This window comes from Stenotrophomonas sp. 10N36 (assembly GCF_056395005.1).
The window spans coordinates 135,897-158,584 of record NZ_JBFTIS010000004.1 but is presented as its reverse complement, the minus strand read 5'-3'; the positions used below and the strand labels follow the sequence as shown (position 1 = coordinate 158,584).

General features: G+C 61.7%; 27 protein-coding genes. 13 read left to right on the top strand and 14 right to left on the bottom strand.

Going from position 1 to position 22,688, the window contains the following annotated elements; all coding sequences use genetic code 11:
- The first annotated feature begins 240 nt into the window (after window positions 1–240).
- From AC1DCJ_RS06785 to AC1DCJ_RS06765, 5 genes are all read left to right on the top strand, one after another.
- On the top strand, window positions 241–831 hold the full coding sequence (locus tag AC1DCJ_RS06785) for a hypothetical protein (RefSeq protein WP_478070485.1): 591 nt from the start codon (window positions 241–243) through the stop codon (window positions 829–831).
- 196 nt (window positions 832–1,027) lie between these two features.
- On the top strand, window positions 1,028–2,683 hold the full coding sequence (locus AC1DCJ_RS06780) for an acetolactate synthase large subunit (RefSeq protein WP_478070484.1): 1,656 nt from the start codon (window positions 1,028–1,030) through the stop codon (window positions 2,681–2,683).
- 35 nt (window positions 2,684–2,718) lie between these two features.
- On the top strand, window positions 2,719–4,101 hold the full coding sequence (locus tag AC1DCJ_RS06775) for an aldehyde dehydrogenase family protein (RefSeq protein WP_478070483.1): 1,383 nt from the start codon (window positions 2,719–2,721) through the stop codon (window positions 4,099–4,101).
- 192 nt (window positions 4,102–4,293) lie between these two features.
- Window positions 4,294–4,764 carry a hypothetical protein gene (locus tag AC1DCJ_RS06770; RefSeq protein WP_478070482.1) on the top strand — a complete coding sequence of 157 codons (471 nt, stop codon included), beginning with the start codon at window positions 4,294–4,296 and terminating at the stop codon, window positions 4,762–4,764.
- Window positions 4,765–4,975: 211 nt separating this feature from the next.
- On the top strand, window positions 4,976–5,905 hold the full coding sequence (locus tag AC1DCJ_RS06765; RefSeq protein ID WP_478070481.1) for a hypothetical protein: 930 nt from the start codon (window positions 4,976–4,978) through the stop codon (window positions 5,903–5,905).
- Window positions 5,906–5,939: 34 nt separating this feature from the next.
- Here AC1DCJ_RS06765 and AC1DCJ_RS06760 read toward each other — a convergent pair whose 3' ends face one another.
- The gene (locus AC1DCJ_RS06760; protein ID WP_478070480.1) at window positions 5,940–6,374 is read right to left on the bottom strand and encodes a hypothetical protein; all 435 of its coding nucleotides are present in this window, start codon (window positions 6,372–6,374) and stop codon (window positions 5,940–5,942) included.
- A 113-nt stretch (window positions 6,375–6,487) separates the two neighbouring features.
- Here AC1DCJ_RS06760 and AC1DCJ_RS06755 point away from each other — a divergent pair, with 113 nt between their 5' ends.
- Complete coding sequence (locus AC1DCJ_RS06755; RefSeq protein ID WP_478070479.1) at window positions 6,488–6,856, top strand: hypothetical protein; 369 nt, start codon at window positions 6,488–6,490, stop codon at window positions 6,854–6,856.
- A 73-nt stretch (window positions 6,857–6,929) separates the two neighbouring features.
- Window positions 6,930–8,063 carry a hypothetical protein gene (locus AC1DCJ_RS06750; RefSeq protein WP_478070525.1) on the top strand — a complete coding sequence of 378 codons (1,134 nt, stop codon included), beginning with the start codon at window positions 6,930–6,932 and terminating at the stop codon, window positions 8,061–8,063.
- A 9-nt stretch (window positions 8,064–8,072) separates the two neighbouring features.
- Here AC1DCJ_RS06750 and AC1DCJ_RS06745 read toward each other — a convergent pair whose 3' ends face one another.
- The gene (locus AC1DCJ_RS06745; RefSeq protein ID WP_313422712.1) at window positions 8,073–8,639 is read right to left on the bottom strand and encodes a hypothetical protein; all 567 of its coding nucleotides are present in this window, start codon (window positions 8,637–8,639) and stop codon (window positions 8,073–8,075) included.
- 276 nt (window positions 8,640–8,915) lie between these two features.
- Here AC1DCJ_RS06745 and AC1DCJ_RS06740 point away from each other — a divergent pair, with 276 nt between their 5' ends.
- Both AC1DCJ_RS06740 and AC1DCJ_RS06735 read left to right on the top strand, forming a co-directional pair.
- Complete coding sequence (locus tag AC1DCJ_RS06740) at window positions 8,916–9,554, top strand: hypothetical protein (protein ID WP_478070478.1); 639 nt, start codon at window positions 8,916–8,918, stop codon at window positions 9,552–9,554.
- A 205-nt stretch (window positions 9,555–9,759) separates the two neighbouring features.
- Window positions 9,760–10,305 carry a hypothetical protein gene (locus tag AC1DCJ_RS06735; RefSeq protein WP_478070477.1) on the top strand — a complete coding sequence of 182 codons (546 nt, stop codon included), beginning with the start codon at window positions 9,760–9,762 and terminating at the stop codon, window positions 10,303–10,305.
- Between the two features lie 507 nt (window positions 10,306–10,812).
- On the opposite strand, the gene AC1DCJ_RS06730 is transcribed toward AC1DCJ_RS06735, so the two are convergent.
- Complete coding sequence (locus tag AC1DCJ_RS06730) at window positions 10,813–11,181, bottom strand: DUF3653 domain-containing protein (protein WP_478070476.1); 369 nt, start codon at window positions 11,179–11,181, stop codon at window positions 10,813–10,815.
- 237 nt (window positions 11,182–11,418) lie between these two features.
- On the opposite strand from AC1DCJ_RS06730, the gene AC1DCJ_RS06725 reads away from it, so the two are divergent.
- Window positions 11,419–11,682 (top strand): DUF3653 domain-containing protein, encoded by a 264-nt coding sequence (locus AC1DCJ_RS06725; RefSeq protein ID WP_478070475.1) that lies wholly within the window; start codon window positions 11,419–11,421, stop codon window positions 11,680–11,682.
- A 532-nt stretch (window positions 11,683–12,214) separates the two neighbouring features.
- Here the strand turns inward: AC1DCJ_RS06725 and AC1DCJ_RS06720 are convergent.
- From AC1DCJ_RS06720 to AC1DCJ_RS06680, 9 genes are all read right to left on the bottom strand, one after another.
- Entirely contained in the window at window positions 12,215–12,898 is a 684-nt protein-coding gene (locus AC1DCJ_RS06720) for a TraX family protein (RefSeq protein WP_478070474.1), read from the bottom strand.
- A complete protein-coding gene (locus AC1DCJ_RS06715) occupies window positions 12,895–14,082 on the bottom strand; it encodes a zonular occludens toxin domain-containing protein (RefSeq protein ID WP_478070473.1) in 1,188 nt (395 codons plus the stop codon). Before AC1DCJ_RS06715 ends, AC1DCJ_RS06720 begins: the two co-directional genes overlap by 4 nt.
- Entirely contained in the window at window positions 14,079–14,399 is a 321-nt protein-coding gene (locus AC1DCJ_RS06710) for a DUF2523 family protein (protein ID WP_448133688.1), read from the bottom strand. The genes AC1DCJ_RS06715 and AC1DCJ_RS06710 overlap by 4 nt, the downstream gene beginning before the upstream one ends.
- On the bottom strand, window positions 14,399–15,655 hold the full coding sequence (locus AC1DCJ_RS06705) for a hypothetical protein (protein ID WP_478070472.1): 1,257 nt from the start codon (window positions 15,653–15,655) through the stop codon (window positions 14,399–14,401). The genes AC1DCJ_RS06710 and AC1DCJ_RS06705 overlap by 1 nt, the downstream gene beginning before the upstream one ends.
- Window positions 15,656–15,957: 302 nt before the next feature.
- Entirely contained in the window at window positions 15,958–16,200 is a 243-nt protein-coding gene (locus AC1DCJ_RS06700) for a hypothetical protein (protein ID WP_478070471.1), read from the bottom strand.
- A 19-nt stretch (window positions 16,201–16,219) separates the two neighbouring features.
- The gene (locus AC1DCJ_RS06695; protein WP_128097226.1) at window positions 16,220–16,441 is read right to left on the bottom strand and encodes a hypothetical protein; all 222 of its coding nucleotides are present in this window, start codon (window positions 16,439–16,441) and stop codon (window positions 16,220–16,222) included.
- A 3-nt stretch (window positions 16,442–16,444) separates the two neighbouring features.
- Window positions 16,445–16,729: a single-stranded DNA-binding protein gene (locus AC1DCJ_RS06690; protein ID WP_128097230.1), complete on the bottom strand. Its 285-nt coding sequence runs from the start codon at window positions 16,727–16,729 to the stop codon at window positions 16,445–16,447.
- Window positions 16,726–17,658, bottom strand: coding sequence for a rolling circle replication-associated protein (locus AC1DCJ_RS06685; RefSeq protein WP_448134844.1), 933 nt, complete (start codon window positions 17,656–17,658; stop codon window positions 16,726–16,728). The genes AC1DCJ_RS06690 and AC1DCJ_RS06685 overlap by 4 nt, the downstream gene beginning before the upstream one ends.
- 411 nt (window positions 17,659–18,069) lie before the next feature.
- Window positions 18,070–18,288: a hypothetical protein gene (locus AC1DCJ_RS06680; protein ID WP_478070470.1), complete on the bottom strand. Its 219-nt coding sequence runs from the start codon at window positions 18,286–18,288 to the stop codon at window positions 18,070–18,072.
- Window positions 18,289–18,426: 138 nt separating this feature from the next.
- Here AC1DCJ_RS06680 and AC1DCJ_RS06675 point away from each other — a divergent pair, with 138 nt between their 5' ends.
- Window positions 18,427–18,831 carry a DUF3693 domain-containing protein gene (locus AC1DCJ_RS06675; protein WP_478070469.1) on the top strand — a complete coding sequence of 135 codons (405 nt, stop codon included), beginning with the start codon at window positions 18,427–18,429 and terminating at the stop codon, window positions 18,829–18,831.
- A gap of 676 nt (window positions 18,832–19,507) precedes the next feature.
- On the opposite strand, the gene AC1DCJ_RS06670 is transcribed toward AC1DCJ_RS06675, so the two are convergent.
- Together AC1DCJ_RS06670 and AC1DCJ_RS06665 are read right to left on the bottom strand one after the other, a co-directional pair.
- Entirely contained in the window at window positions 19,508–20,263 is a 756-nt protein-coding gene (locus tag AC1DCJ_RS06670) for a hypothetical protein (protein ID WP_137189523.1), read from the bottom strand.
- Between the two features lie 253 nt (window positions 20,264–20,516).
- Window positions 20,517–21,431, bottom strand: a complete 915-nt coding sequence (locus tag AC1DCJ_RS06665; RefSeq protein ID WP_478070468.1) for a LysR family transcriptional regulator — start codon at window positions 21,429–21,431, stop codon at window positions 20,517–20,519.
- Window positions 21,432–21,530: 99 nt separating this feature from the next.
- Between AC1DCJ_RS06665 and AC1DCJ_RS06660 the strand changes: the two genes are divergently transcribed.
- Complete coding sequence (locus AC1DCJ_RS06660) at window positions 21,531–21,860, top strand: nuclear transport factor 2 family protein (RefSeq protein WP_313244252.1); 330 nt, start codon at window positions 21,531–21,533, stop codon at window positions 21,858–21,860.
- The gene (locus tag AC1DCJ_RS06655; protein ID WP_137189520.1) at window positions 21,857–22,639 is read left to right on the top strand and encodes an SDR family oxidoreductase; all 783 of its coding nucleotides are present in this window, start codon (window positions 21,857–21,859) and stop codon (window positions 22,637–22,639) included. Before AC1DCJ_RS06660 ends, AC1DCJ_RS06655 begins: the two co-directional genes overlap by 4 nt.
- The last annotated feature ends 49 nt before the right edge of the window (window positions 22,640–22,688 follow it).

The following is a 22,688-nucleotide window of genomic DNA, read 5'->3' as shown; positions in this document are numbered from 1 at the left end:
TGGACGGGCAGGGTGCCCGCCGTACCTGCTGGACTATATCAGGCACCGGGAAGAGGGCCACAGGAGCGGGCCACGGCGTGGCATTGGCCCCGCCCCGGCGGCGATCGGTTCGGGCGCGACAGGCGCACCCCGCATGCATGGCATTGCGAAGCCGACGCCGCCGATGCCACGATGGCCGGCCATCAGCAGGGCAGGGGCGGCGCACGGCGCGGCGCATCTGCGGCACGGAGGCAACACCGCATGAGTGGCGTGGACATCATCAAGCAGTTCGTCGAAGGCCGGCTCGCACCGCGCGCGTTCGAGCAGTGCCTCCACTCCGACGCGGCGCTGCAGGCGCTGCTTGAGGGCGAGCGAGACCTCCCGGCCTACGTGGCAGAGCCCGATCTGTATCTGCACCTGATCAGCCAGGACTACGAGAGCCTGGCGTGCATCTACAACGTGCAGACCCTGCTGTCCGAACGGCTCGACAGCCAGGGCATTGCGCATGCCGTGGACGACACCCACGAGCGCCGCTTCACTCTGGCGCTCAACGCCCAGCCGAAATGGCTGTCACTGCCCCCGGCGTACATCGCCCGCTTCATGGCCGATCACGATGCGCTGGATCCGAAGGCCCTCAAGACGGCGTTGAAGGGGGCGATCACGCGTGACTTCCGCTACCTGAAAGCGCCGCCCAAGTGGCTGCAGGAGCCGGAATGGCCGTTGGCCGACGACGTGCCGATGGTGTTCGTCGGGCAACTGGACATCCGCGGGCTGGGCCACGATATCGGCCAGGCCTACCTGTTCTTCGACGCGCAGCAGCAGCGGTTCCATACCGTCAGCCAGCGCTGCTGAGGGCACTGCGGGCGCGTGAGGACCCCGGGGGGGGCGAGGACGCAACCTTCGTGCCGGCTCATGGACCGCACCGTCCTATCGCGTGATGCCGTCTCTTCGACGGGCGTGCACAGTACCGGGCGTATAGTCGTCCCACACCCCGCTTTTCCCCATGGCACAGAACTCTCTGCAGTTCATCACCGCAAGGATCGAAGCAATGCCCAAGGGCTCAGACTTACTGGTCGCCGCACTCGAAAATGAGGGCGTAGACCGCATCTTCGGCGTTCCAGGTGAGGAAAACCTCGATTTCCTGGAATCCCTGCGAAATTCCAGCATCGAGCTGGTCCTCACCCGTCACGAACAGGCCGCCGCCTTCATGGCCGCCACCCACGGCCGCCTCACGGGCAGGCCCGGGGTCTGCCTGGCCACTCTCGGTCCGGGCGCACTGAACTTCTCCACCGGCGCGGCCTACGCGCACCTCGGGGCATGGCCGATGATCCTGATCACCGGCCAGAAGGCAGTGATGAGCGCCCGGCAGGCGCGCTTCCAGATCGTGGACATCGTGGCCTCGATGAAACCGCTCACGAAAATGACCCGCCAGATCGTCAGCCCTGCGGCGATTCCGGCGATGGTGCGCGATGCCTTCCGCGTCGCCATGGAGGAGCGACCGGGGCCGGTGCATCTGGAGCTGCCGGAGGATATCGCCGGGGAAGAAGTGGACGAGGTGCCGGTGATTCCGGTGCACGCCCTGGATCGCCCTGTTGCTACTGCCGCCGCGCTCGACCGGGCCGCCGCTGCGATCCTGGCCGCCAAGCGCCCCCTGGTGATGATCGGCGCGGCCTGCAGCCGTCCCTCGCTGACCGAGGCGCTCTCCTCATTCGTCGCGCGCACGCGCCTGCCGTTCTTCAATACGCAGATGGGCAAGGGCGCCGTTACCGGGGGCTCCAACCTGTACATGGGCACGGCCGCCCTCTCCGAGGGCGACTACGTGCACGAGGCCGTCGCACGCGCCGACCTGATCATTGCCATCGGCCATGACACGATCGAAAAGCCGCCGTTCCTGATGAAAGACAACGGCGGTCCGAAGGTCATCCACGTCGGCTTCCAGTCCGCCACGGTCGAACAGGTCTACCACCCCGATATCGAGGTGATCGGCGACATCGGCGCCAGTGCCACCGCGCTGGCCGAACGGCTGGAGGGCAGGGTGGTCGAAGATGCGGGCGCCAGTGAGCTGCGTCAAAAAATCCTGTCCCGCCTCAATGACCGTGCCGAGGAAGACCGCTTCCCGGTCACGCCCCAGCGCCTGGTCCATGACGTGCGGCAGGCGATGCCCGAAGACGGCATCGTCTGCCTCGACAACGGCATGTACAAGATCTGGTTTGCCCGCAACTACCGCACGCATGTGGCCAACACGTTGCTGCTCGACAACGCGCTGGCCACGATGGGCGCCGGCCTGCCGTCAGCCATGATGGCGTCGATGCTGTTTCCGCAGCGCCGCGTGCTGGCCGTGTGCGGCGATGGTGGCTTCATGATGAATTCGCAGGAGATGGAGACCGCCGTCAGGCTGGGCCTGAACCTGGTGGTCATCGTCCTCAACGACAGCGCCTACGGCATGATCCGGTGGAAGCAGGCGGTGGACGGCTTCGAGGATTTCGGCATGCGCTTTGGCAACCCCGATTTCGTGCGCTACGCCGAAGCCTACGGCGCGAAAGGCAGCCGGATCACGGCGGTGGAGCAGCTGGTGCCCACGATCGAGGCCGCCCTCGCGGGCGGTGGCGTCCACCTGCTGGATGTGCCCATCGACTACTCCGAGAACACCCGCGTCCTGGTCGACGAACTGCGCAACCGCACGCCCGACGTGGGCTGCGCGTAAGCAGTCGCGTTGACGCCCAATACAAGGAATTCCCGATGTTGACCGTCGTACAAGCCTTCGACCGCGCGCCCATCGCCGACGTCCCGTACGACGATGCGGCAGCACTGGAACGCAAACTCAGCGCCGCGCAGCGGGCGTTCAAGAACCGCGACGGCTGGCTGCAGCCGCACCAGCGCATCGCGATCCTGCGCAAGCTGGCTGCGCTGATGGAGGCCAAACGTGACCACCTGGCCATGCAGATCGCGCGCGAGGGAGGCAAGCCACTGCCCGACGCCATCGTCGAGACCACCCGTGCCATCGATGGCGTCCACAATGCTGCCGATGAGCTGCGCAACTTTGCCGGCCGGGAAATTCCGATGGGTCTCTCAGCCGCGGCCGAGAACCGTTGGGCGTTCACTACCCGCGAGCCGATCGGCGTCGTCGCGGCGATCTCGGCGTTCAATCACCCGTTGAACCTGATCGTCCACCAGGTGGCGCCGGCCATCGCGGTGGGCTGCCCGGTCATCATCAAGCCGGCCTCCACCACGCCGTTGTCCTGCCTGGAATTCGCGGCGATGGTCCACGAGGCAGGCCTGCCGGAGGCGTGGTGCCAAAGCTTCCTGCCGGACGGCAACGAACTGGCCGAGGCGCTTGTCACCGACCCGCGCGTTGCGTTCCTCAGTTTCATCGGCTCGGCCCGCGTCGGCTGGTCGCTGCACGCCAAGCTGGCACACGGGGCGCGCTCGGCGCTGGAGCATGGTGGCGTCGCGCCGGCCATCGTGGATCGAAGCGCGGATCTGGCCAAGATTATTGAACCCATCGTCAAGGGCGGCTATTACCACGCCGGCCAGGTCTGCGTATCCACCCAGCGCATCTTCGTGCACAACGCCATCGCCGACGACTTCACCCAGGCGCTGATCGCGCGCGTAGAAAAGCTGCGTACCGGTGACCCCACACTGAAAGATACCGAGGTGGGGCCGCTAATCCAGCCCCGCGAGGCGGACCGGGTGGCTGAGTGGATCGAGGAGGCAGTGAAGGGTGGGGCGCAGTGTGCAACCGGCGGCAAACGCCTTTCCGAAACGACGTTGCAGCCTACCGTACTGCTCGATCCCGCCAGCGACGCGCGAGTGACCACGCAGGAGGTGTTTGGCCCGGTGGTGGCGGTGTATCGCTATGGCGAGCTTGATGAGGCTATCGCGCGGGCGAACTCTTTGCCTACCGCATTCCAGGCAAGCGTCTTCGCGCAGGACATCGACATCGCGATGCGTGCCGCCAACCGGCTGGATGCCTCGGCGGTGATGATCAACGACCCCACCGCGTTCCGCACCGACTGGATGCCGTTTGCAGGGCGCAGGGAGTCCGGTTATGGCACTGGGGGTATTCCTTACACGATGCGGGATATGTCGCAGGAGAAGATGATTCTCATGCGGAGGAGCTGAGTGGGGTGTGGGGGAGGGCAGCGGTCAGGGTGCTTTCGACACCGCTCCTGCCCCTTGTCACGAGGGGGTGCTGCTAGCATTCCTTCAAGGTGCTGACTTCAGGAGGATGGCAACCATGGATGGCAATTGGGAAGCGGGGTTCTGCATGGTGGCAACCGCCAAGGCTCAAGTCGGCAACGTGAAGGCTCCCCAATGAAGAAGGCAACGTCCTTCCTCACATTCCTGGGCTTGGTGGTTGCGGCAGGCATCGTCTGGATCACGTATCCCACTGTGCTGGAGTCTGAGCTCAAGACCTTCCGGGCAGTGTCGCCGGAGGATTTCAAGGTGATCCGAGCCAGTGCGATCACGTTCGCTCAAGAGAATGCCGCCAAGGGAATTGTTATCAACCCAGGGCATGAACTGTCTCAGGCGTTCGAACTACGATGCAAGGGCGTTCCCTTGATGCTGGTCGAGAACGGATATGACCTTCTCACCCTTCATGTTTTTGGACATGCCGACCAACGCGCGCCAGGCATTGCACACCTTGAGAGCCAGATGGTTACGACCTTCGTGCCCGAAGGGAAGCCTGCCAAATCCGGCCCGGTCCATGTGGAGCCGTCGGGGTTCGAGGCCTTCGTCATGAAGCATCGTGACGGCATCGACGTCGCACAGCAATGCCGCTGACTACTCAGTGAGCCTTCCTGGCTTGCCGGCCCGGGGGCAGGCTGTGGGGATGGATGAGGGCAGGCCGGTTCGACCGTCCGCCCCCGCGGCAGCGTGGCGCAATCTTCAGCGGACCGAGCGCTGAGTCCAAAGTTGGCGAATGGATGTTTCCGCTGGGGTCGGCCGGGATGACGGGCCTGTCAGGGGCGAGCGCGGCATATTATCCTTCAGCATGAGCAATGAAGAACGCAGCACCGAAGGTCGGAAGGACACGGACCTCTATTTCACCCATGTGATATCCGGCGCGCCCAACGTCGCGCTGCTCTTGGGCCACCTGTACCTGGAGGGCCACGACCCCAGCATCACCCGAGTGATGCTGCTACGCGATGGCACGTTCTACTTTGTCTACGATCTGCCCGACATCACGTACGGCACGACGTTGCTGCCAGCCACGGACGAGCAGCCTTTCGCCTTCGCCATGCTGGGCAGGCGTGGACTGCTGCGGTTCAACCCGACCGGCCAAGCACCGCACGATGAAACGCTGACCTTGCCCAATGCATACGTGTTGCACCTGCAGCAGATCGCAGGGGAGTTGTATGCGTGCGGCACGCAGCAACAAGTACACCATCGCGGCGCCGACGGATGGGTTCGGATGGATGATGGTTGCCACGCGCCATTGGTGGACCAGGTCACCTGTGGTTTCAACGCGATGGATGGCTTTGGGGCGGACAACATATATGCCGCAGGCGAGGGCGGTGCACTTTGGCATTGGGATGGCCGGGAGTGGCAGGCGCTAGCATCACCTTCCGTGTGGACCATTCGTGTGGTGCACTGCATGCCCGATGGCAGCGTGGTGCTGGCCGGGGATGCGGGCACGGTGTTCCGCGGCAATCGCGTGGACGGCTGGCGTACGCTCACTGTGCCGGCATTGGCGCATCTCAGCATCGAACATGCCTGCCTGTTCCAGGACACGCTCTACCTGTGCGCGCAGCGGGCGTTGTTGGCGTTGTCGGGCGGCACGGTGGAAAGGGTGATCGTGCCCTTGGAAGGACATCTGGCCTACTACAGCGCATCCGCCACCGCGGGAGCAATGTGGACTGTTGGCGATGACGCGATCCTGCGCTTCGATGGAACCCATTGGGAGCGCTTCAGCTGCCAATGAGTTCATGGCTCTCCATGCTCAGCCGCTGATCCCATTAGATGACGCGAATGGAGTCAAGCGCGAGCACGTAGCGACCATCGACCTTGGTCATGTCGAAGCGGGCTGTGCTGTCGGTCGCCTCGCCGTCGTACTGCACGTTGACGGTCACCCAATCATGTTCAACGATCCGGTTGCTGTCGTCCGCCTGGATCCGCCAGGCCAGCGCCAGCTCCGGGGCGTCGCCAAGCGAGGTGATATGACTCAACCACGGGCCTTCAAAGCTGGGGTCGGGCAGTTCGGCCACCCAGTCTTCCAGATCATCCCACAGCCAGCGCAGATGGTGCTCCAAGGTTTCAGCCTGGCTGCGCCCACTGAATGCCTTGATCGATACGGAAGACGGTACCTGGCCAGGATTCAAGCGAAGCTCGTCGAAGAACAGGGAGATTGCCTGCTGTACTTCAGTGAGCGGTGGCGGGGTCTGCCATGACATATTGACTGAGCTCCTTGTAGGTAGAGCAGAGTTTAACTTTTCCGCCAAGAGGGAGGTCGACGGCAAGGCGCTGGGTGCGTACTTCACCTGGATGCAGTGCTTGGGGCACCTCATTGAGCATCGGCCTGACTGCGTCGCACATTGCGATCATGGACAGTGCACCTGAAGAGAAAGCCGGGGCGGCCAAGGCACTGGAAGCCACCCGCTACGACTTGGGTACGGACTTGGGCATCACCGGATTTGGGCTGATGCTGGCATCCAGCTACCGCAACGCCATCGAACTACCCGGCGGACTTCCTGCCGGCATGGCAGCCAAGGCAACAGAATCCATCGGCGAAACCCTGGTCGCGTCGCAGGCGCTGGAGGGGGCCGGGGGTTGCCAGAGCCATTGCCGATGCTTAGCATCGCTGCAGCACGATCGACCAGGAAGCGCCTGGTTCCGGCAGAAGCTCCAAAGCTTGCGTAGCGTACGTGCGCGGTAGAGCGCGAGTTGGTAAAACGGACAAGGAAGCGCTCATGACACGGCAAATCACAAAACTCGTAATCGGCGCGGGCATCATGGCTATCGCGGCGCAAGTCGGGGCCAGCGAGTTTCTGATCGATATGCAGGGTGCAGCCGGAAAGCGTGTCAATGTGTACGCCAATGACGCGGCGACCGACCACACGCCGGTCGATGATGTCACGAATCCTGGCCCAAACCGGATCCGTCAGATTGATCTGACAATGGTCTATGAAGCGATCGACCAACCGCTATGGTTGGAATATCAACTCCAGTTCAAATGCCCCAAGCCGAGCAAACGCGGCAATGGCGCGCCCAAGCACAAGGCTGATTCAACCGGCATGTTGGACACGCCGAATTCGGTGGAATTCCGGGTGGCCAGCGGCACAAAGTCCATGAAACAGGATCCGGCGATCATTGATCTCCAGCCCACCGATTGGCAAAGTACGAGCAGCCATACGATGCGACAGGCATGGAATGTAGCCTGCAACAGTGACAGCATTATCGGCGCCAAAGAAACTGCCTCGGTCAATCGTGTGGTTAAGGCCGAAGCATTGCGACCGAAACTGGCAGCCCTTGGTTTGAATGGACTGGAACTGGTCCCGGACGGACTGTCGATGAGTTCGCTTGCCGACTTTACCTGGGAAAAGCTGTGGTCCGATGTACCGAAGCCTGCGATCAACAACGGCCGCAAGCTGACGCCGGCAGAATCGGCAGCGCACAAGGCAAAATTGGCGCAAATGCAGCAACAAGTAACCGAAGCGCAGGGGAGGGTGCAGGGCAGTCTGGCGACGATGAAGGCCGATCTGGATTTTACTCAGGCCGCCGCTGAATACCGGGGAACAAGGCGTTTATCGCGCAGTGAATCGATCCTGATCCAGGTCTGGACGGGCAAGACCGAGCAAGAGGTCGTCGCGGCGAACGGCAACCCAACTGTCCGTCAGGCCGGGATTGCGCGGACGCTGTCTTATGGGCAGTCCTTTGACAATCGCGTCATGTGGCAGAACCTCGCGACCGGCGCGACGTATGGCGGCGGCGGTTATAAAAGCTGCAACGTCCGCTATGTGCTGATCCCGGACGGCGCCGGGATGCTGAGGGTTGCCGATGTGAATGTCTTCAGTGAAGCAAGTGGCGACACAAGAAAGATACGTGACGCCTGCGCCGACATCTTGAACGTACCAAACGGCTGAAATCATGGCCTATTTTTGAGCCGCGCTCATGCAAGCCGAAAGCTGGCGATACGCCAGCTGCAGCTGGACAACCTTTGAGCGGAACACCTCTTTCCCCTGAAACTGGATAGCGAGCTCATTACTGTCCGGCTTTTCCTTCACCGATTTCCGCACGTCGATGGTGAGCAACAGCGCCCCAGTGCTCTGGCCCGGCATGCTCACATGGGCGGCCTGGACGTTCTGCGTGGGGTGGTTGGTAGATGACAACGTGATGGGAACGATCTCGGTCTTTGTCACCGGAGGGATCGCCTCGCTGACGAACCAAACGCCGCCATGACCTTTTCGCGCCATTCCAGCGTCGGCGGGGCCACGAAGCGAAAAGGTGGAATCTGGCGTGATGAAATTAACCGAGCAGTGGTAACCGGTGTTGACGGGTTCGCGTACCAGCACCCAATTGCCCTCAACCCCCTTGTAGAAGGATTCGCTGAACATCGGCTTGCCCGGATCCGCGCCGCCGAGCAACTCAGGGGCGATTTGAGCAGCGCAGGGGCTGGTCCATGCCATGGTGACTACTACGCCGATCAGCCAATTCTTCATCTGAAATCGTTCTCCATTCGTTGGTCATCGACGCACGGGTTCGCGCAATTCTTGTTCTGGCCTAGTGCAAGCGGCTTCGGACGATATGCAAAGGACAGCACCCACATCGTACCCTCCAGGCCTTATCCATGACGAGTAGTTTCCGGGTAGAGATATCTCTCAGTGTGAGCCGTGCGCTGATCGGTGAAGTGTTTCCTTCACTGGTAGCGGTCTATGCCTTCATGACGGGTCCGGACGCGTTCAGTCTGCACTTCTTCATAGATCGTGAAGCTGACGATGATCTTGAAGATGCTATCTCTTGCAGGCGATGAACGATCTGACGAACAAGGGCAACGTTCCGACAACCTTCAAGGGGTACAACTAATGCCGCGCATCAGCATTCAACTGCATGCCACCGTTGATGACCTCGTTGGGCTGCTTCTGGCCATGCGAGATGGTGAACGTGGTGATTTGCTGGGATTCGCGCGCCATGAAGTGCAGGCAAAGATCGAATGGCAGGAACTTTCCTCGAGCACAGTTGCGCAGTACTCAAGTGTGATTGCACTTCCGCGGGGGGCAACAGCAAGCATCGGTGATGACCTGGAAGCACTCAACGAGCGTTGTGCTCCTCTAAGTTTCAACGTCCCTGAAGTCGATGGCGATCGACTGAAGGACACGCTGGTCGGGGTGCTCGATCTTCATGGCAACTACCCCGAGCAGTTGGCCATGTGGCGGAAGCTTCTCAATCGGTTCAAGAAGCCATTGATCAGGGGAGCGACCGTTCGTAATCCATTGGCAGGTGAATCTCAGTTTTACCCGTCGCTGCTCGCGACGCCGGCAGCGGTCGCACTGTCAAGAAATGGAGTCGCCCTCATGTTGGGAGACGTGAATACAGCGGAGTTCATCACTGGTGATGCCTCTCGTTCCGAAGCTTGAGTGACAGGCACATTCACGGTTTTTGATCGATTCGACTGACCAGTGCTCAGGGATGAGTCGGAGGAATAGATGATTAGGCAATGCACTTCGCTGCTGCTGTCCTGCATGACTGCGGTTCTTCTGGTGTGTGGGGTGGCAGATGTCGCCCACGCCCAGGAATCCGTCTGCGCGCGTGTCAAGATCGAGATCAAGCAGGAGCTGACGCTTGAGCGCCAGGCCTTCGATGCGGAGATGCGCATCACCAACTCGCTGCCGGCAGCGCTACCTGGTCGGTGCCACGCTGCGTTACCGCTACGGCAACGAGACGCAGGAAATGGTGCTGAACCCGGATTCCATCCTGGTCAAGCCGATGCCCGCGCTGACGCTCGATTACTTCCTCAGATTATCGACAACCAGCAGGTCCTGGCCATCAACTTCGTGCTGGTCGGCAGCTATGTGCAGGACGCGCCGGTCCATCAACTCGCTGCTGATCGACTTCGGCGACATTGCTCCTAACAGCGCCAAGATGGGCCGCTGGGTGATAGAGAGCAATCTCGCCGGCACGTTCGTCGAGTTCGATGCGCGCTTCACCCATGCCGATGAACTGGGCGGCGCGACCGCTCGCATCAGGGCGGCGGCGTCGCCTGTGACGAGCGCGAGCGAGACACAGCCGACGACCGCCGCCAGCACCCGCGACACGATAATTTCTGTCGGCACCCGGCCCATGGCAACGTTGCCCGAGTCGCCACAGAATCGATACGGCGGCAGCTAATTCCGCGACGGGCCATGCTGGGCGGCCCGGTTACAATTTCCGCTCACACGGAGCGGGATGCACATGGACATTCGAAGAGTTGTTGCCGTAGCACTCATGGCCATCTCGTCAGCCGTCGCGGGGCAGGGGATCAAAACGGCTTCAGGGCCTCAACCCGCCCCCAGCTACGTGCAAAAGGCCAAACAGCGATACAACCCCGGCGCAACGCCTCTGAAGTGCGATCAGCACGCTGATCCCCGGTACCGTCTGCTTTGCAACGACATTGAGCGCGCCCATGTTCAAGGCATGGCGAAACGACAGGGGCTTCCTGTTCCATCGGCGGACGTAATCTCGCTGCCGTCGATGGGGAGCGCTGGTGCCAAGGCGCTTGGTGCGGCGTGCATCAGTGGCACCGCAATGCGGCGCCTGCCGAATGGCTGGGAGCAGCTGCGGGACGCTCAGGGGAATTGGCGGCGGTGCCGCGAGCAGTGATTGGGGTGTATGGGCTAAGCCCCTACGGTCAACGCCTTATCCGCGCTTGGGGCGTCGTGGCCCTAGGGACATGTGGACCACATTTGACACCTCGGCGGCGGGACCGGGATCACCCATGCCCAGCCGCCGTTCTCTGCGAGTTCTGACGTACTCGCGCAGGTATACGACGCTGGAATCCATTGTGGCGCAGGGCTTTCCAGCGGTCAGCGATCGCGTCGGCCGCGGCCGGGCTTCCTCCATCATCAACCGCCATTCCCGGGCGATATTGCAGGTGAGCGACCACCAGGTCATATCGACAGGCTCAAGGCTGTAGCCCTCAGGTGTGAACATGTGACCGGCCTGAAAGCCAAAACCGGCCCAAGGGCCGGTTAGGTTGATGCGGTCGTGCGTATCCATCTCGGTCATGCTGCAATCTCGTCCTTGCTGGGTGTCCGAGAGGGGAAGCAAGAGCCGATCCAGAGCTTGAGCCAGCGCCAGCCGGAGCCAACGAACCGGGCCAGCCGGGCCATTACAGCATTGCGCATAATGTATATTATGTAAAGTTGCCGCCGGGGTCGTGAGGTACTACGGCGGCCTGATCAAGCTGGTGCTGGCATCGTTCTTGCCTCTCCGTGGTTCCAAGGACAAAGCGAGCATTGATGCATGTCTCAGTACCTAAGCGGCCCCTTCGCAGGCTGGAGCGTCCGCGGCAACTACCTGGTCAGCCCTGACGGCGACCGGATGACCCCCGAACGCCTTGTCGGCCTTGCATGGCGCGACAAGATGGAACTCAGGCTGGCCGGTTATGCCTCCAGACGCAAGGCCGAGGCCGGTACGGCAATCGCGGGTCGGCGTCAGATGGTAAAGGTCGTTGTCGTAGACCTAGGCGAGTTCCGGGAGCGGCACTTCGGGAAGTCTGCTGGATGAGCGCCACCGTAGGGGCGCCGCCCCTACACCCCGGCTAGAATGCGCGCAGGAACCGATCTAGGGGGATCACATGGACCGCGAACGCCAAGAGCCGACATTCAGCACGCCGGACATGACCGAAATGCGCTTCCGTACCGAACGAGAGCGCCATGTGCGTCACAGTGAACCCGGCCCTCCGTGGGCACACATCGCCGCAGGCGCTGTCCTGGCCATCGTCATAGCCATGGGCCTAATCGAATGGAATGCACGTAGACAAGCTGCTGCCATCACTAGGGAGCTGACCCGCCCCATGACAGCGGAGGAAGAGGCGCAATTTAAGGCTGAAATGGCCCGCGCCGACAAAGAAATGGCTACGGTCCTGCGGGAGGCCATGCCCAAGGTTCGGCAGATACCGCTGCCACAGGCCGAATACATGCCCCTACCCTTGCGACCGGGAGAGCGGTGCATTCGTGGGCGTCGGCTGCAACCAATTGAAGGCGGGTGGCGGGATAGGCCGGACGAGCCTTGCTAGGCCCGTCTCGGGCCTGATGCGTCACGCAAGTATCGATGCAGCCAGCGCGAGCAAAGCCAAATGGCCGACGTAGTAGCCGTAGAAAGCCCAGCGTGTCCTGGGCACCGGCCAGCGCCATTCCCCGACCTGCATGAGCGGCAGCGCAAGAAGCGCCCAGCCATTGCCGTTGTAGACGCACAACAGGCCCATGGAGATCCAGACCCAAATCGGCATGACGGCGTACAGGCGCGCCCGTCGCCAGTCCCATGACCCCAGCAGCCAGTGCATGCGTCGGCCATGCTGGCGAAACCAGCCCCAAGCCGCCAGAACGAGCCACACGCCCGGCCACGCGTAATCCACGAACGGCGGCAGCGCCACCGCGCAAACGGCCAGCAGCGGCCACAGGCGACGCTCCACAGCCCAAATCGCGGACGCAGCGAGGGCGAATGTGAGCAGAACGTTCAATGGCAGCGCCGAGCCAAACACGAGGTATGCCGGCAGCATGGCGACCAGCCCCCAAAGTGCGAGGCGCTTGATCGACTTCAGAGCATCGGCACCGGGCTGGGCGAGGTTGTAAGCCATGACCAGGGCGAAGACGGGGAACGCCGCCCTCCCCGCTTCGGATACCACCGGCACGTACCCAAGGCCGAGAGCCGTCACCACGTGATCGCCGGTCATCAGCAGCACGGCCAGCCATTTCAAGAATTCACGTCCGCCACTGGTCACAGCTTTGCCTCCCCAAGGACCGTAACGCCGCCCTTATAACCGGGGGACTCGGGAAAGCTCCCCAACGGACGCTGGCCGTGTTCAATTGTCGCCCCCTGCTCGGCCCTGCCCCGCGCGGCAATTTCACCCCGAGCTCGATCCATCTGCGTCTGGGCATCAACGTACCGATCTTGGCGCTGATCACGGTATGGCTCGTATTGCCCGCGCCGGGCAACGAATCGACACGTTGCGTCATCGAGATCGTATGACGTGCCCTGCTCAGTGAGGCACGTACAGCTGGGATCGTCATGTACGCCCTGCGCATTGACACCACCGGCAGACGACATGCAAAACAGTCGCGGCGCCGCACTGGGCACGCTGATGGCGCTGTCATAGACAGGAGCGCTCCACGGCTGCGATGGGATGCGCGGAATATGCTCCCTGACGTAATCCTCAATGGTTGTCGTGGGTGTAGGCACACCCACCCCGCCCGCCGTCGCTGACGCTCCGTCGCGCGGTGCGGCCGAGCCTTGTCCAGACGTGATTTCCGGCTTGATGTCACCGCCGCCCATCCGGCCACCCATGCGCCCGAACGCGTAGTACATCAACGCCACGCCACCAACGAGCAAGATCGGCAGCGCGATGTAGTACCAGGGGATACGCACCTGCGTGGTATCCAACTCGGTCGACTTGTACATGCCCATGGGGCGCTTGGGCAGCGCCTTGCGCTTGACCGTCAGCGGGATCGCTTTCTCGGCATTGGCCTCAAACCGATCGAACTCGCGCAGATGTACGAACTTCGTACCGAAGCGACGGCGCACGTGGATATGACGCTCGATCAGGTCATGGACGAACTGATCGCACTGCTTGTCCGGCGACTGGCTGACGAAGATGAAATCAAGACCGCGATGCCGGTGCTTGGCAAGCTGCTCAACGTGGTGCGGAACCTTTGCGCCCGGTGCACGCTTGGGCAGCATCTGATGCTCATAAGCCTCATCGACAAGCGCAACGGCACCATCGGGCAAGAACGCAGGCCAGTCACGGAACTGTTCGGGCGTCATCTCAAGAACGCCCGTTTTTGCGTAGTCGAACTCGCGGATATTGCAGGCGTACACCATGCGCCCCTGATCCTTAAACTCAAGAAGACGCTCAATGGCGTGAAGCGTCTTCCCGTGTCCAGGCTGGCCCGTATACCAGTAGATCATGACGCGCCTCCGCCAAGCTGGTCGGCCACGGCCTTGGGAACAATGAATACCTTCCACGTCAACCGCACGGTAAGTGCGGAAAGCACCATTGACATGACAGTGCCGACGCCGAGGTAAGACAGCATCTGCATGGCGGGGCCATCAAGGCCGCCCACGTACTGCATGACCGTCTGCTTGAGGTTAGGAAGGATCGCATTGAACGTGACCGTGGTAAGGCCAAACGTGGCGAGCACACGCCCAACGATGCCGGCTGCGGCTTCCTTGAAGGAGCCGATAAGGTGAATGATCGCCTTTGCGATCCATGTCCAGACCATCATTAGAAACCACCTCCCATCAGGATGCGGAGCGCAAGGTATGCGCCGAAGACCAAGATAAGCGCGCGCATGACCGCAGCGAGCTGGCAGAAATACGGGACGTCTGAGCCGCTGACCGACTTGCCCATAATCACGATGGTTGGCGGCTGCGGGCACGACCCACCCCCAAACATGTCACTAGTGTCAAGCATGCTGGAAGAGACACCGATGCCCCATTTCTTTGCACTTGCAACATCCGCGCTTCCGCTGCCAGGGGAAGTAACATCGCCCTGCCCTTCAAGCACATCGGCGACACCGTTATTGTTCGCGTCGGTCGGACTAGTTCCCGTCGACTCGCCGCCCTTCGCAAGAAGCTTCTCGGCGGCACAGGCGGCCCGCCAGTTCATGAGCAGCTGGGAATACTCCATGGCGTTGCATTCTTTGCCGGTGCATGTAGGCGTACCGGCTTGACTGCACTGGCCGCCCGAGATGTTGACCCGGCGTCGGGTATTGCAGTCAATGCGCCACTGGATACGCGCTTGTCCACACATGACGGGCGAGCCGCTGCACGACGGAGGCGCATCGCAGTCATCGCCGCCGGAAAAGCTCTCCTTAACCTTCTGGCCGTCAGGGCCCTCGCCTTCTTCCTCGCCTTCGTCAGGCTCACCATCACCGTTCCCGTCGCGCTTGCAGGTGCCGTCCTTGCCTCGTGCCTCGCCCGCCGCGCATTGATTGTCGCCGGGGATGCAGCTGCCAAGCGGGGATCGAATCTGCCCGGCTGGGCACTCCTCTTCCTTCTTCTTGCACGACCCATTGACGAGCGCCATGCCATCGGGGCAAGGCTTCTCATCGGTACACGCATTGCCGACGAGCACCTTTCCTGCTGGGCACTCAGGCTCAACAGGTTGGCAAACGCCTAAGCCCGCATTCCACACCATGTTCTTGCCCTGGGCGGCGCAATCTGGCTTTTCATTACAGAGCTTTCCGGTAGGGCTATAAGTGCTCGTATCGTCGGCGTTGTTGCGAAAGACAGATTCACAGCCTGACATGCAACGTACAGAACCAGATGGAGGAAAGAATGGTGTGACCTTGGAACCACGCGCAGCGCAAGAGCCATTCATGGCGTAGGTGCGGTATTGACCCTCGATCCATACGGTGCCGTTGAGGTACTCAAAACGCGACGTGATCGATGTTGTTGAGGTTGGAAAAGTCTTCTCGCAGCGCTGGTTACGATGCTGAGTTGGAGCCCTAGTAGCTATGTATGCACTCAATTCAGACATGCACGCGGAATAGGCCTGACCCTCATCGCAGCCAGCTTGGGACGTGGCGCATTGTTGTGCCTGGGCGGAGGCGCGCCCTATTCCGCAGTAGGCCAGTAGGGCAGCGACTAGAACGTAAGCAACCCTTCGGGCAACGGCTGATGCGAATGAACGAGCCAGCCAGTTCATCACGTGCCCTCGAATGCGAGCCATACGGCCCCACAGATAGCTACGATCACGAAATACCCCATAACCCCTCCCTTCGCTCAAGAAAAAGGGGGCGAACGTTTCCGCGCGCCCCCTGCCGTTCGCTCCGCGTGCTGTTACTTCGCCGCGCGCTTGGTGTAGGCCCACACGACGATGAGCGCGAGCAGGACGGCGCACGCACCGACGACCAGGCCAATGTCAGCCTTGCCACCTGCCATCTCACCAGCGATGGCCGAGCCCGGCGAGCCGGAGCCGCTGGCGAGGGCCATGCCCGACGCCATCAGGCCGGAGACGGCGGTGCCGACCTTCGCGGTGGTGGAGGCGGCAACGCGGCGGGCGGTGTTCATGATGTTCTTCATTGCGGTTTTCCTCGTCATTTCAGTAGACCCCGATACGCGCCGCGCGAAATACGAGGCGCGCTTTCAACCCGATTGCCCACATGCTCACGATGGTGAAGGCAACCAGAGTTCCATCAGCCAGACTCAGGGGTGGAAGAATCGGCTGGTGGTATGGCATCCAAACCGGCACCAAGCACGTGCCGTCCTGCTGGATGTTTTCAGCAGCGCAACCGACGACGTAGAGCGGTGCCGGATCGGACATTGGTTAGGCCTGCGCCTTGCCGGGTGCCGGGGAAGGCGTCAGCAGGCGGATGCGACGACCGAATTCCAAGCCGCCGAATTTGTTGTTTTGCAGCGACGTTGCGCACAGGTCGTAGGTGCCGATCTTGTACGGCTGCTGGTCTTCGTCCAGGCCGATGGTGAAGGGCAGCGGGAAATCGTTCTCGCGCACCACGGCAGCTTTCTGCTCGCGGAACACGGTTGCGGCTTTGCCCTCGCGTGCGGGGAACGAACGGACGGCGATGTTTTCGCTGATGATCTGGACTTTCATATTGGGATTACCTTCCAAGCGATGGTCCGGCCGAATGCAAAGGTCACTCTCCATGGGGACGGCCAGAACTCCCCTGTGAGCTTGTCGAAATAGCCGCCATTGCACTTGCGAATGTCGGCCTCGCCGCCCAGCACTTCACGTGCGGATATGGGCGCTTTCCACCACCGCAGTTCGCGGCGAGATTCTTCATTGAGGCCACCGCAACCGTGCGTGCGGAACCCCTTCGGAAACGAAGCGGCCATGAGGCTGCTGAACTTGGATGCGTACTTGGCGAGATACCCGACAGCGTTGCGGGCCTTCTCAAATTTGCTTGAGCCGTGAGGCCACCACTTGCGGTGATCGACGCGGCCAAACCACATGCCCTGGGGAACCCAAACTAGGAGGTGGTAGTGCGGTCGTCCGCGCTGGGTGAGTTCCCCGACCCACAGGTAACGGAACACCTGACCCGCGAGCCGTCGGAGCCTAACGACAGTTCGATTGAAGTGGCCGCGCATGCGCTTAAGTAGCTCGCTAACGTCACGAGGGCCGCTACGGCTTCCGTCTCGGTAGGTGAGCGTGAGCATGTACCACGCGCCACGGCGTGATCCCTTCTTCGCTTCTTGGTCATGGAGTCGTGCACTCGTGATTACGGCCTTACGCAGCCGTTGCGCCCGCTGCTGCAGCGGATCGATTTCGATGGAAAGACGACCGGTCTTCGACGCGGTGTCACTTGTTTTGTAATGGACAAGCCCAAGGGCCAGCGCTTCGCGCTGGCCCTCTGGAGTCAGCGCGAGCGGTGCCGCCGCGAGGTACGACTTAAGAGAAGCGCCGGACGTGCGCTTATGGCGCGCGACGGTTTCTGAGGCTTGCTCAGTGCGTCGCGCAGCAGCTTGCATGAGGCCAATGGAGTCATCGAACGCGACAAGCTCTGCGCGCTGCGCAGGGGCCATAGCATCGAGCTTGATGCGGGCATTCTTGCCCGTGCAGCCTGCGCACAGGCCGCCGGGGAAGAAATAGGACGTGGGATCGCCGCAGAAGGCGCAAGTGGTCCGGCTCATTCGAACGGACCCCGGCCATTACGCATGTACTTGAACCACCAGAAGATGGCGGCAATCGCAATGGGGACGAGGAAGATCATCGGTCGTCACCGAACAGCGTTTTGTTGCACCAATCGAATACGTATACGCACACGCCAACGCCTGCTGTAAGGGCAACAAAGCAGCCGATGAGGCACCAAACCCATAGGAACGCGGACAGGAAATCAGCACCCAGTAGTGCGAAAGGCGCAGCGACGAACGCAACGCAGATGCATGAGAGCAAGACGAGGCCGAGAACTGCGACGCCCTTACGCATGAAGGCGATCATGACCAGCCCTCGCCCATGTCCTGCTGATCGAGCATGGACACCGCGTAGTCGCGGTCGGCCATCTCGGCGCGTGCCTGGGCAACGAATGAAGCGTCACGAATCGCCTTGGTGCCCTGCTCTTCCCTGCGGTCGATTACCCACGCACCGAGACGAGCCAAGCCGATGAAGACGGAGAGCGCCCCAAAGAGCGCGCAGACCAACATGATTCCTTCCATGCCCCTTACCCCTGCCCCCAGCCCCTAGATCCCCGCCAGCGGCCTAGGGGGACCGACTGGCGGGTGCGATTCAAGGTCCTTGGATCGCGGACGTGATTCAATACCCTTGGATTCCATAAATCAAGGCCCTTGGATCAAATGGACGTAAATTCCCTGCTCGACCAGGCGAAAGAAGTCTGCGGAGTGAGCTACGACAAGGACTTAGCGCCGCGTCTGGGTGTGCGGCCTTCCGCAATCAGCAACTACCGAAAGGGCGTTTCGCACCCGGACGCGGTGGTTTGCGCAACATTGGCCGGGCTGACGGGGGTGCCGCTGGCGCGAGTGCTTGGGATCATCGGAGAGGCGCGGGCAATCAGCCGCGAAGAAAAAGCGGTTTGGCGCAAGTTGGCAGCTACAGCCATGCTCATTGCCATCAGCGTCGGAATGTCCGCAACGCCTACTGCCGCAAGGGATTCGGGGATTAACGAAAGCCCCGTTTGTATATTATGTAAGGCAACTGATGGCGTGGCTGGCCCGGATCTTGCCTGCTGTCGGCCTTCCTAATTGTTGTCAATTTTACCCTTCACCCTGCCAGCCATTGATTTCATTGAGGTTTGTTTTGCTCAGATGACAGCGTCTAGGGAAACAGAATGGCCGCATAAGAGCGTTCGCCCAGGCGCCTTCTCCATAGTTTCGAGTGCCTACAAGGCACCCCGAAGAGATTGGGGTGCGCTCTGACAATGGAGGCGATGGTTTTTAACAACTCATTCGAGCCGACGCCGCTTTGCGGTCCAGCTTAAGTCAGGCGTTAGGCTTGCAATTCGTACCACGTCTCATGCGAAGGCATCCGCCGTTCGGACAGCCTCCGGACGAGGCTGTAGCCCTCAGGGAATTGCTGTTGCGAGCGCCAGGAGTCACGGCTGTTACATCTGTCGAGCCACATCGCAAAGGCGGCTTCATCGCATTGATGGACTTCGACACGGGAGCCTTGGATGGGTTCATCAATCACATCAAAGCCGACGGATGGATGGGCGTCTGATAAGGTCAGGATCCATCGGCCTAGCGAGTCTTTCCAGCGGACGGCCGTCGACAGTCGCTGAAATCAGACGTGGTTGATGTCCGCATCTGGCCAGGAGCGAACATCTTCAGGTCATCTCCTTCGCCTAAAAGGGCATTCCTCCCAAGGCCTCAAGGCGCTGGCCGAGATCCAACCACTGCCTCCCGCAAGGTCGTCAGTTCCCTAGAATTCCGCTTCCTTGCTGGCAGCAGGTTGCAACACTTGCTGCCCTAGCTCATTGCCGATGTTGAGGAACCCGATTCCGCCCGAGAGCCCTTGTGCTCGCATAGCCTGCGTTTGCACGACCGAAGAATAATCCGCGAAGAAATCGGGCTTGCGCCATTGCGCGGAGATCGAATCGCGACTGCCGCCCAGGTCGTTGTTCCAGGTCACGGCCCTCTGCGAACCGGGCGAACCGAACTTGCGCTTGAGCAGCTCCATCACGCGCGGCTCGGCCTCGAACCCCGTGGTGTTGAAGCGCAGGGCGATCACACGCCCGTTGCGCAGCAACACCAGGCCGCCCGCACCCTCCAGGGAAAAAGCGTCACCTGCGCCCGCGCCGATCCCCATGCCGATCGGCGCAACCCACGCCGGTGCCTCAGCCGTGGCGAAGACCAGGTAACCGTATTCGCCTGGCCCGAACTCGGTATTGCCTACGGCCATGTTCGTCGTGCCGGGCGCGACGCACAACCCTGTTGACGGTGGCATGGCTTTCAGCGGCTCCGGCGGCGGGGTCGTCAGCTTGTTGAACGCCCTAGCCCCCAATCCGATGTTGCTCCTGCGGGCAGCTGGAGCGGGTGAGGATAGTTCGCAAACAGGCAGCGTTAGTTGTGCCCCTAACTTGATTCCGAATATGTCAGTTTCCGCCGCAGATACCGAGACGGTGGACGAAACGGTCAGTAGAACGACAAGAGAACCGGCGGCTGCAGTGAAACGCATGGGGCTGTAATCCAAGCTGGCTCATGGTTGAGGCGAAGTATAGGCCCTGTTGCTGCTCGACGCTGCGCTCGGCCGCCAAGGCGCGGCCGACGACCCTCACCGAGTCCGCTACCGGCCAGAAGCGGACCTCTACCCTACCCCTGATAACGCAGCCTAATCACCCGTCCTATCCCATGCCCGCACTAGGACGAAAAGCGGGTAATTGGGGAAGGCTGCCCTCCCAACCGGCCGCTGATCGTCCACTCCGCGCCGATCACCCCGCCTCACCACCCAAGTCCCGATCCAGCATGCAGTCGATGAAGGCGCGCAACGCCGGCAGCATATGCCGTCGGCTCGAGTAGTACAGGTAAAGGCCAGGAACCTTGGGCGACCAGTCCGCCAGCACGCGCCGCAGGCGGCCATCACGCAGTGCCTCGGCGATGTCATCATCGTTATAGGCGTACAAGATTCCAAGTCCCTGCAACGCTGCGGGCACGATGATGTCCTGGTGGTTGGAGATCACGTTTCCTTCCCCGAAGAACTCGACCGTTTTCCCCGCTTTACTGAACTCCCAGCCCGCAATCCTGCCGCTGCCGGGGAAGCGCCAAAGGATGCAGGCGTGTCGGCTCAGGTCCTCGGGCGTCCTGGGTTCACCGTGGCGGGCAAGGTAGTCCGGCGATGCGACGGCAAGCAGTTCGACATCTGGCGTCATTCGAACCGCAACCATGTCCTTCTGCACGCGATTGCCCACGCGGATGCCGGCATCGAAGCCTTTGCCCACGATGTCGCTCAGGCCGTCATCGATCACGATGTCCAGCACCACATCGGGATGAGCATGCGCGAAACGTCCAAGCCGAGGCGCAATCAGTCGCTTGGCGGCCATGCTGAGCGTATTGATTCGCAGCGTTCCCGAGGCACGTGTCCGTGTGTCTACCGCCTCCGCTACGGCCGCGTCCATTTCCCGCAGCATCGGCGCCATGCGTTCGTGCAGCCGCCTGCCCGGCTCGGTCGGTGAAACGCTGCGTGTGGTCCGGTTCAACAGGCGCACGCCCAGTCGCGCCTCCAGTTGGCGGATGGTCTGACTGAGCGCGGACCGGGAAAGCCCCAAGTGATCGGCCGCCTTGGCGAAGCTTGACCTGTCCACGATGGCGACGAACGCCTTCAGTTCTGCGAATTCAGAGCCGCGCATTGTGCACTCGTTTCTACATAGACTGCTCAGATAATAGGTGATTCCGTTACCACAAGGAACGAGTCAATCTGGCGCCGTCCACCACAACGGAGAACTGACATGCAAAGACTCGATCTTCCCGAACCGATCGCGGCCTATTTTGTCGCCGACCAGCACGACGGCCGGGCGGTTGCCCGCTGCTTCACGCCCAACGGGCGCGTGCTGGATGAAAGGACCACCCATTCAGGTACAGCTGCGATCGAAGCATGGAAAGACGCCTCCTCGGCGAAATACACCTATGTCGCCCACCCCCGAGCGGTAGAGACGCTGGATCGCAGCTATATCGTGACCAGCGAAGTGTCAGGCAACTTCCAGGGCAGCCCGGTTGACCTGCGCTACATCTTCATTCTGGAACGCGGCAAGATCGCCTCGCTGGAGATTGCCGCATGACCTTCGATCTCCAATTGACAGGCAAGCGGGTGCTGGTGACAGGCGGTGCCCGTGGCTTAGGCGCTGCGGTCGTCGATCTGTTGTCGAGGCTGGGGGCACGTGTTGTGACGGCTGCGCTGTCGGCGCCTAAGCACCCTGTCGATGGCGTGCGCTATGTAGCTGCGGATCTCGCTACCGCCGAAGGTGTACGCCAGACGTGGGAGGCAACCACACGCCATCTCGGCACCCTCGACATTCTGATCAACGTGGTGGGCGGGTCGTCGGCGCCGGCGGGTGGCTTCGCTCGGCTGGACGATATGGAGTGGACCAAAGCGCTCGATCTGAACTTGATGTCGGCGGTGCGGATGGATCGGACCTGCTTGCCCGCCATGATCGCCCAGGGCGCAGGGGTGATCCTGCATGTGACGTCGATCCAGCGGCTTCTGCCGCTGCATGACGCCACGATTGCCTATGCCGCGGCGAAGGCGGCGTTGTCCACCTACAGCAAGGCCCTCTCCAAGGAAGTCACCCCCAAGGGGGTGCGCGTGGTCCGCGTGTCGCCGGGCTGGATCGAGACAGACGCTGCGATCGCCTTCGTCGAGCGGATTGCGTCCAATGCAGGCACAGATTATGAGGGTGCCAAACAGCAGGTCATGCAGGGGCTGGGCGGCATTCCGCTGGGGCGCCCGGCCAAGCCCGCCGAGGTAGCCGATCTGATTGCGTTCCTGGTCTCGCCGCGGGCGGCGTCCATCTCCGGCGCGGAGTACACGATCGATGGCGGCACGGTGCCGACCGCCTGAGGTTGCGCCGCGACCATCCGGGCCGCTCGCGCTCGCGGCCTTCACAGTT

Bases quoted from the DNA above. Each gene is read 5' to 3' on its own strand.
- AC1DCJ_RS06785 (WP_478070485.1), top strand. From the start codon at position 241: ATGAGTGGCGTGGACATCATCAAGCAGTTCGTCGAAGGCCGGCTCGCA.
- AC1DCJ_RS06780 (WP_478070484.1), top strand. From the start codon at position 1,028: ATGCCCAAGGGCTCAGACTTACTGGTCGCCGCACTCGAAAATGAGGGC.
- AC1DCJ_RS06775 (WP_478070483.1), top strand. From the start codon at position 2,719: ATGTTGACCGTCGTACAAGCCTTCGACCGCGCGCCCATCGCCGACGTC.
- AC1DCJ_RS06770 (WP_478070482.1), top strand. From the start codon at position 4,294: ATGAAGAAGGCAACGTCCTTCCTCACATTCCTGGGCTTGGTGGTTGCG.
- AC1DCJ_RS06765 (WP_478070481.1), top strand. From the start codon at position 4,976: ATGAGCAATGAAGAACGCAGCACCGAAGGTCGGAAGGACACGGACCTC.
- AC1DCJ_RS06760 (WP_478070480.1), bottom strand. From the start codon at position 6,374: ATGTCATGGCAGACCCCGCCACCGCTCACTGAAGTACAGCAGGCAATC.
- AC1DCJ_RS06745 (WP_313422712.1), bottom strand. From the start codon at position 8,639: ATGAAGAATTGGCTGATCGGCGTAGTAGTCACCATGGCATGGACCAGC.
- AC1DCJ_RS06740 (WP_478070478.1), top strand. From the start codon at position 8,916: ATGATCTTGAAGATGCTATCTCTTGCAGGCGATGAACGATCTGACGAA.
- AC1DCJ_RS06730 (WP_478070476.1), bottom strand. From the start codon at position 11,181: ATGACCGAGATGGATACGCACGACCGCATCAACCTAACCGGCCCTTGG.
- AC1DCJ_RS06725 (WP_478070475.1), top strand. From the start codon at position 11,419: ATGTCTCAGTACCTAAGCGGCCCCTTCGCAGGCTGGAGCGTCCGCGGC.
- AC1DCJ_RS06715 (WP_478070473.1), bottom strand. From the start codon at position 14,082: ATGATCTACTGGTATACGGGCCAGCCTGGACACGGGAAGACGCTTCAC.
- AC1DCJ_RS06710 (WP_448133688.1), bottom strand. From the start codon at position 14,399: ATGATGGTCTGGACATGGATCGCAAAGGCGATCATTCACCTTATCGGC.
- AC1DCJ_RS06705 (WP_478070472.1), bottom strand. From the start codon at position 15,655: ATGTCTGAATTGAGTGCATACATAGCTACTAGGGCTCCAACTCAGCAT.
- AC1DCJ_RS06700 (WP_478070471.1), bottom strand. From the start codon at position 16,200: ATGAAGAACATCATGAACACCGCCCGCCGCGTTGCCGCCTCCACCACC.
- AC1DCJ_RS06695 (WP_128097226.1), bottom strand. From the start codon at position 16,441: ATGTCCGATCCGGCACCGCTCTACGTCGTCGGTTGCGCTGCTGAAAAC.
- AC1DCJ_RS06690 (WP_128097230.1), bottom strand. From the start codon at position 16,729: ATGAAAGTCCAGATCATCAGCGAAAACATCGCCGTCCGTTCGTTCCCC.
- AC1DCJ_RS06685 (WP_448134844.1), bottom strand. From the start codon at position 17,658: ATGGCCCCTGCGCAGCGCGCAGAGCTTGTCGCGTTCGATGACTCCATT.
- AC1DCJ_RS06680 (WP_478070470.1), bottom strand. From the start codon at position 18,288: ATGGAAGGAATCATGTTGGTCTGCGCGCTCTTTGGGGCGCTCTCCGTC.
- AC1DCJ_RS06675 (WP_478070469.1), top strand. From the start codon at position 18,427: ATGGACGTAAATTCCCTGCTCGACCAGGCGAAAGAAGTCTGCGGAGTG.
- AC1DCJ_RS06670 (WP_137189523.1), bottom strand. From the start codon at position 20,263: ATGCGTTTCACTGCAGCCGCCGGTTCTCTTGTCGTTCTACTGACCGTT.
- AC1DCJ_RS06665 (WP_478070468.1), bottom strand. From the start codon at position 21,431: ATGCGCGGCTCTGAATTCGCAGAACTGAAGGCGTTCGTCGCCATCGTG.
- AC1DCJ_RS06660 (WP_313244252.1), top strand. From the start codon at position 21,531: ATGCAAAGACTCGATCTTCCCGAACCGATCGCGGCCTATTTTGTCGCC.
- AC1DCJ_RS06655 (WP_137189520.1), top strand. From the start codon at position 21,857: ATGACCTTCGATCTCCAATTGACAGGCAAGCGGGTGCTGGTGACAGGC.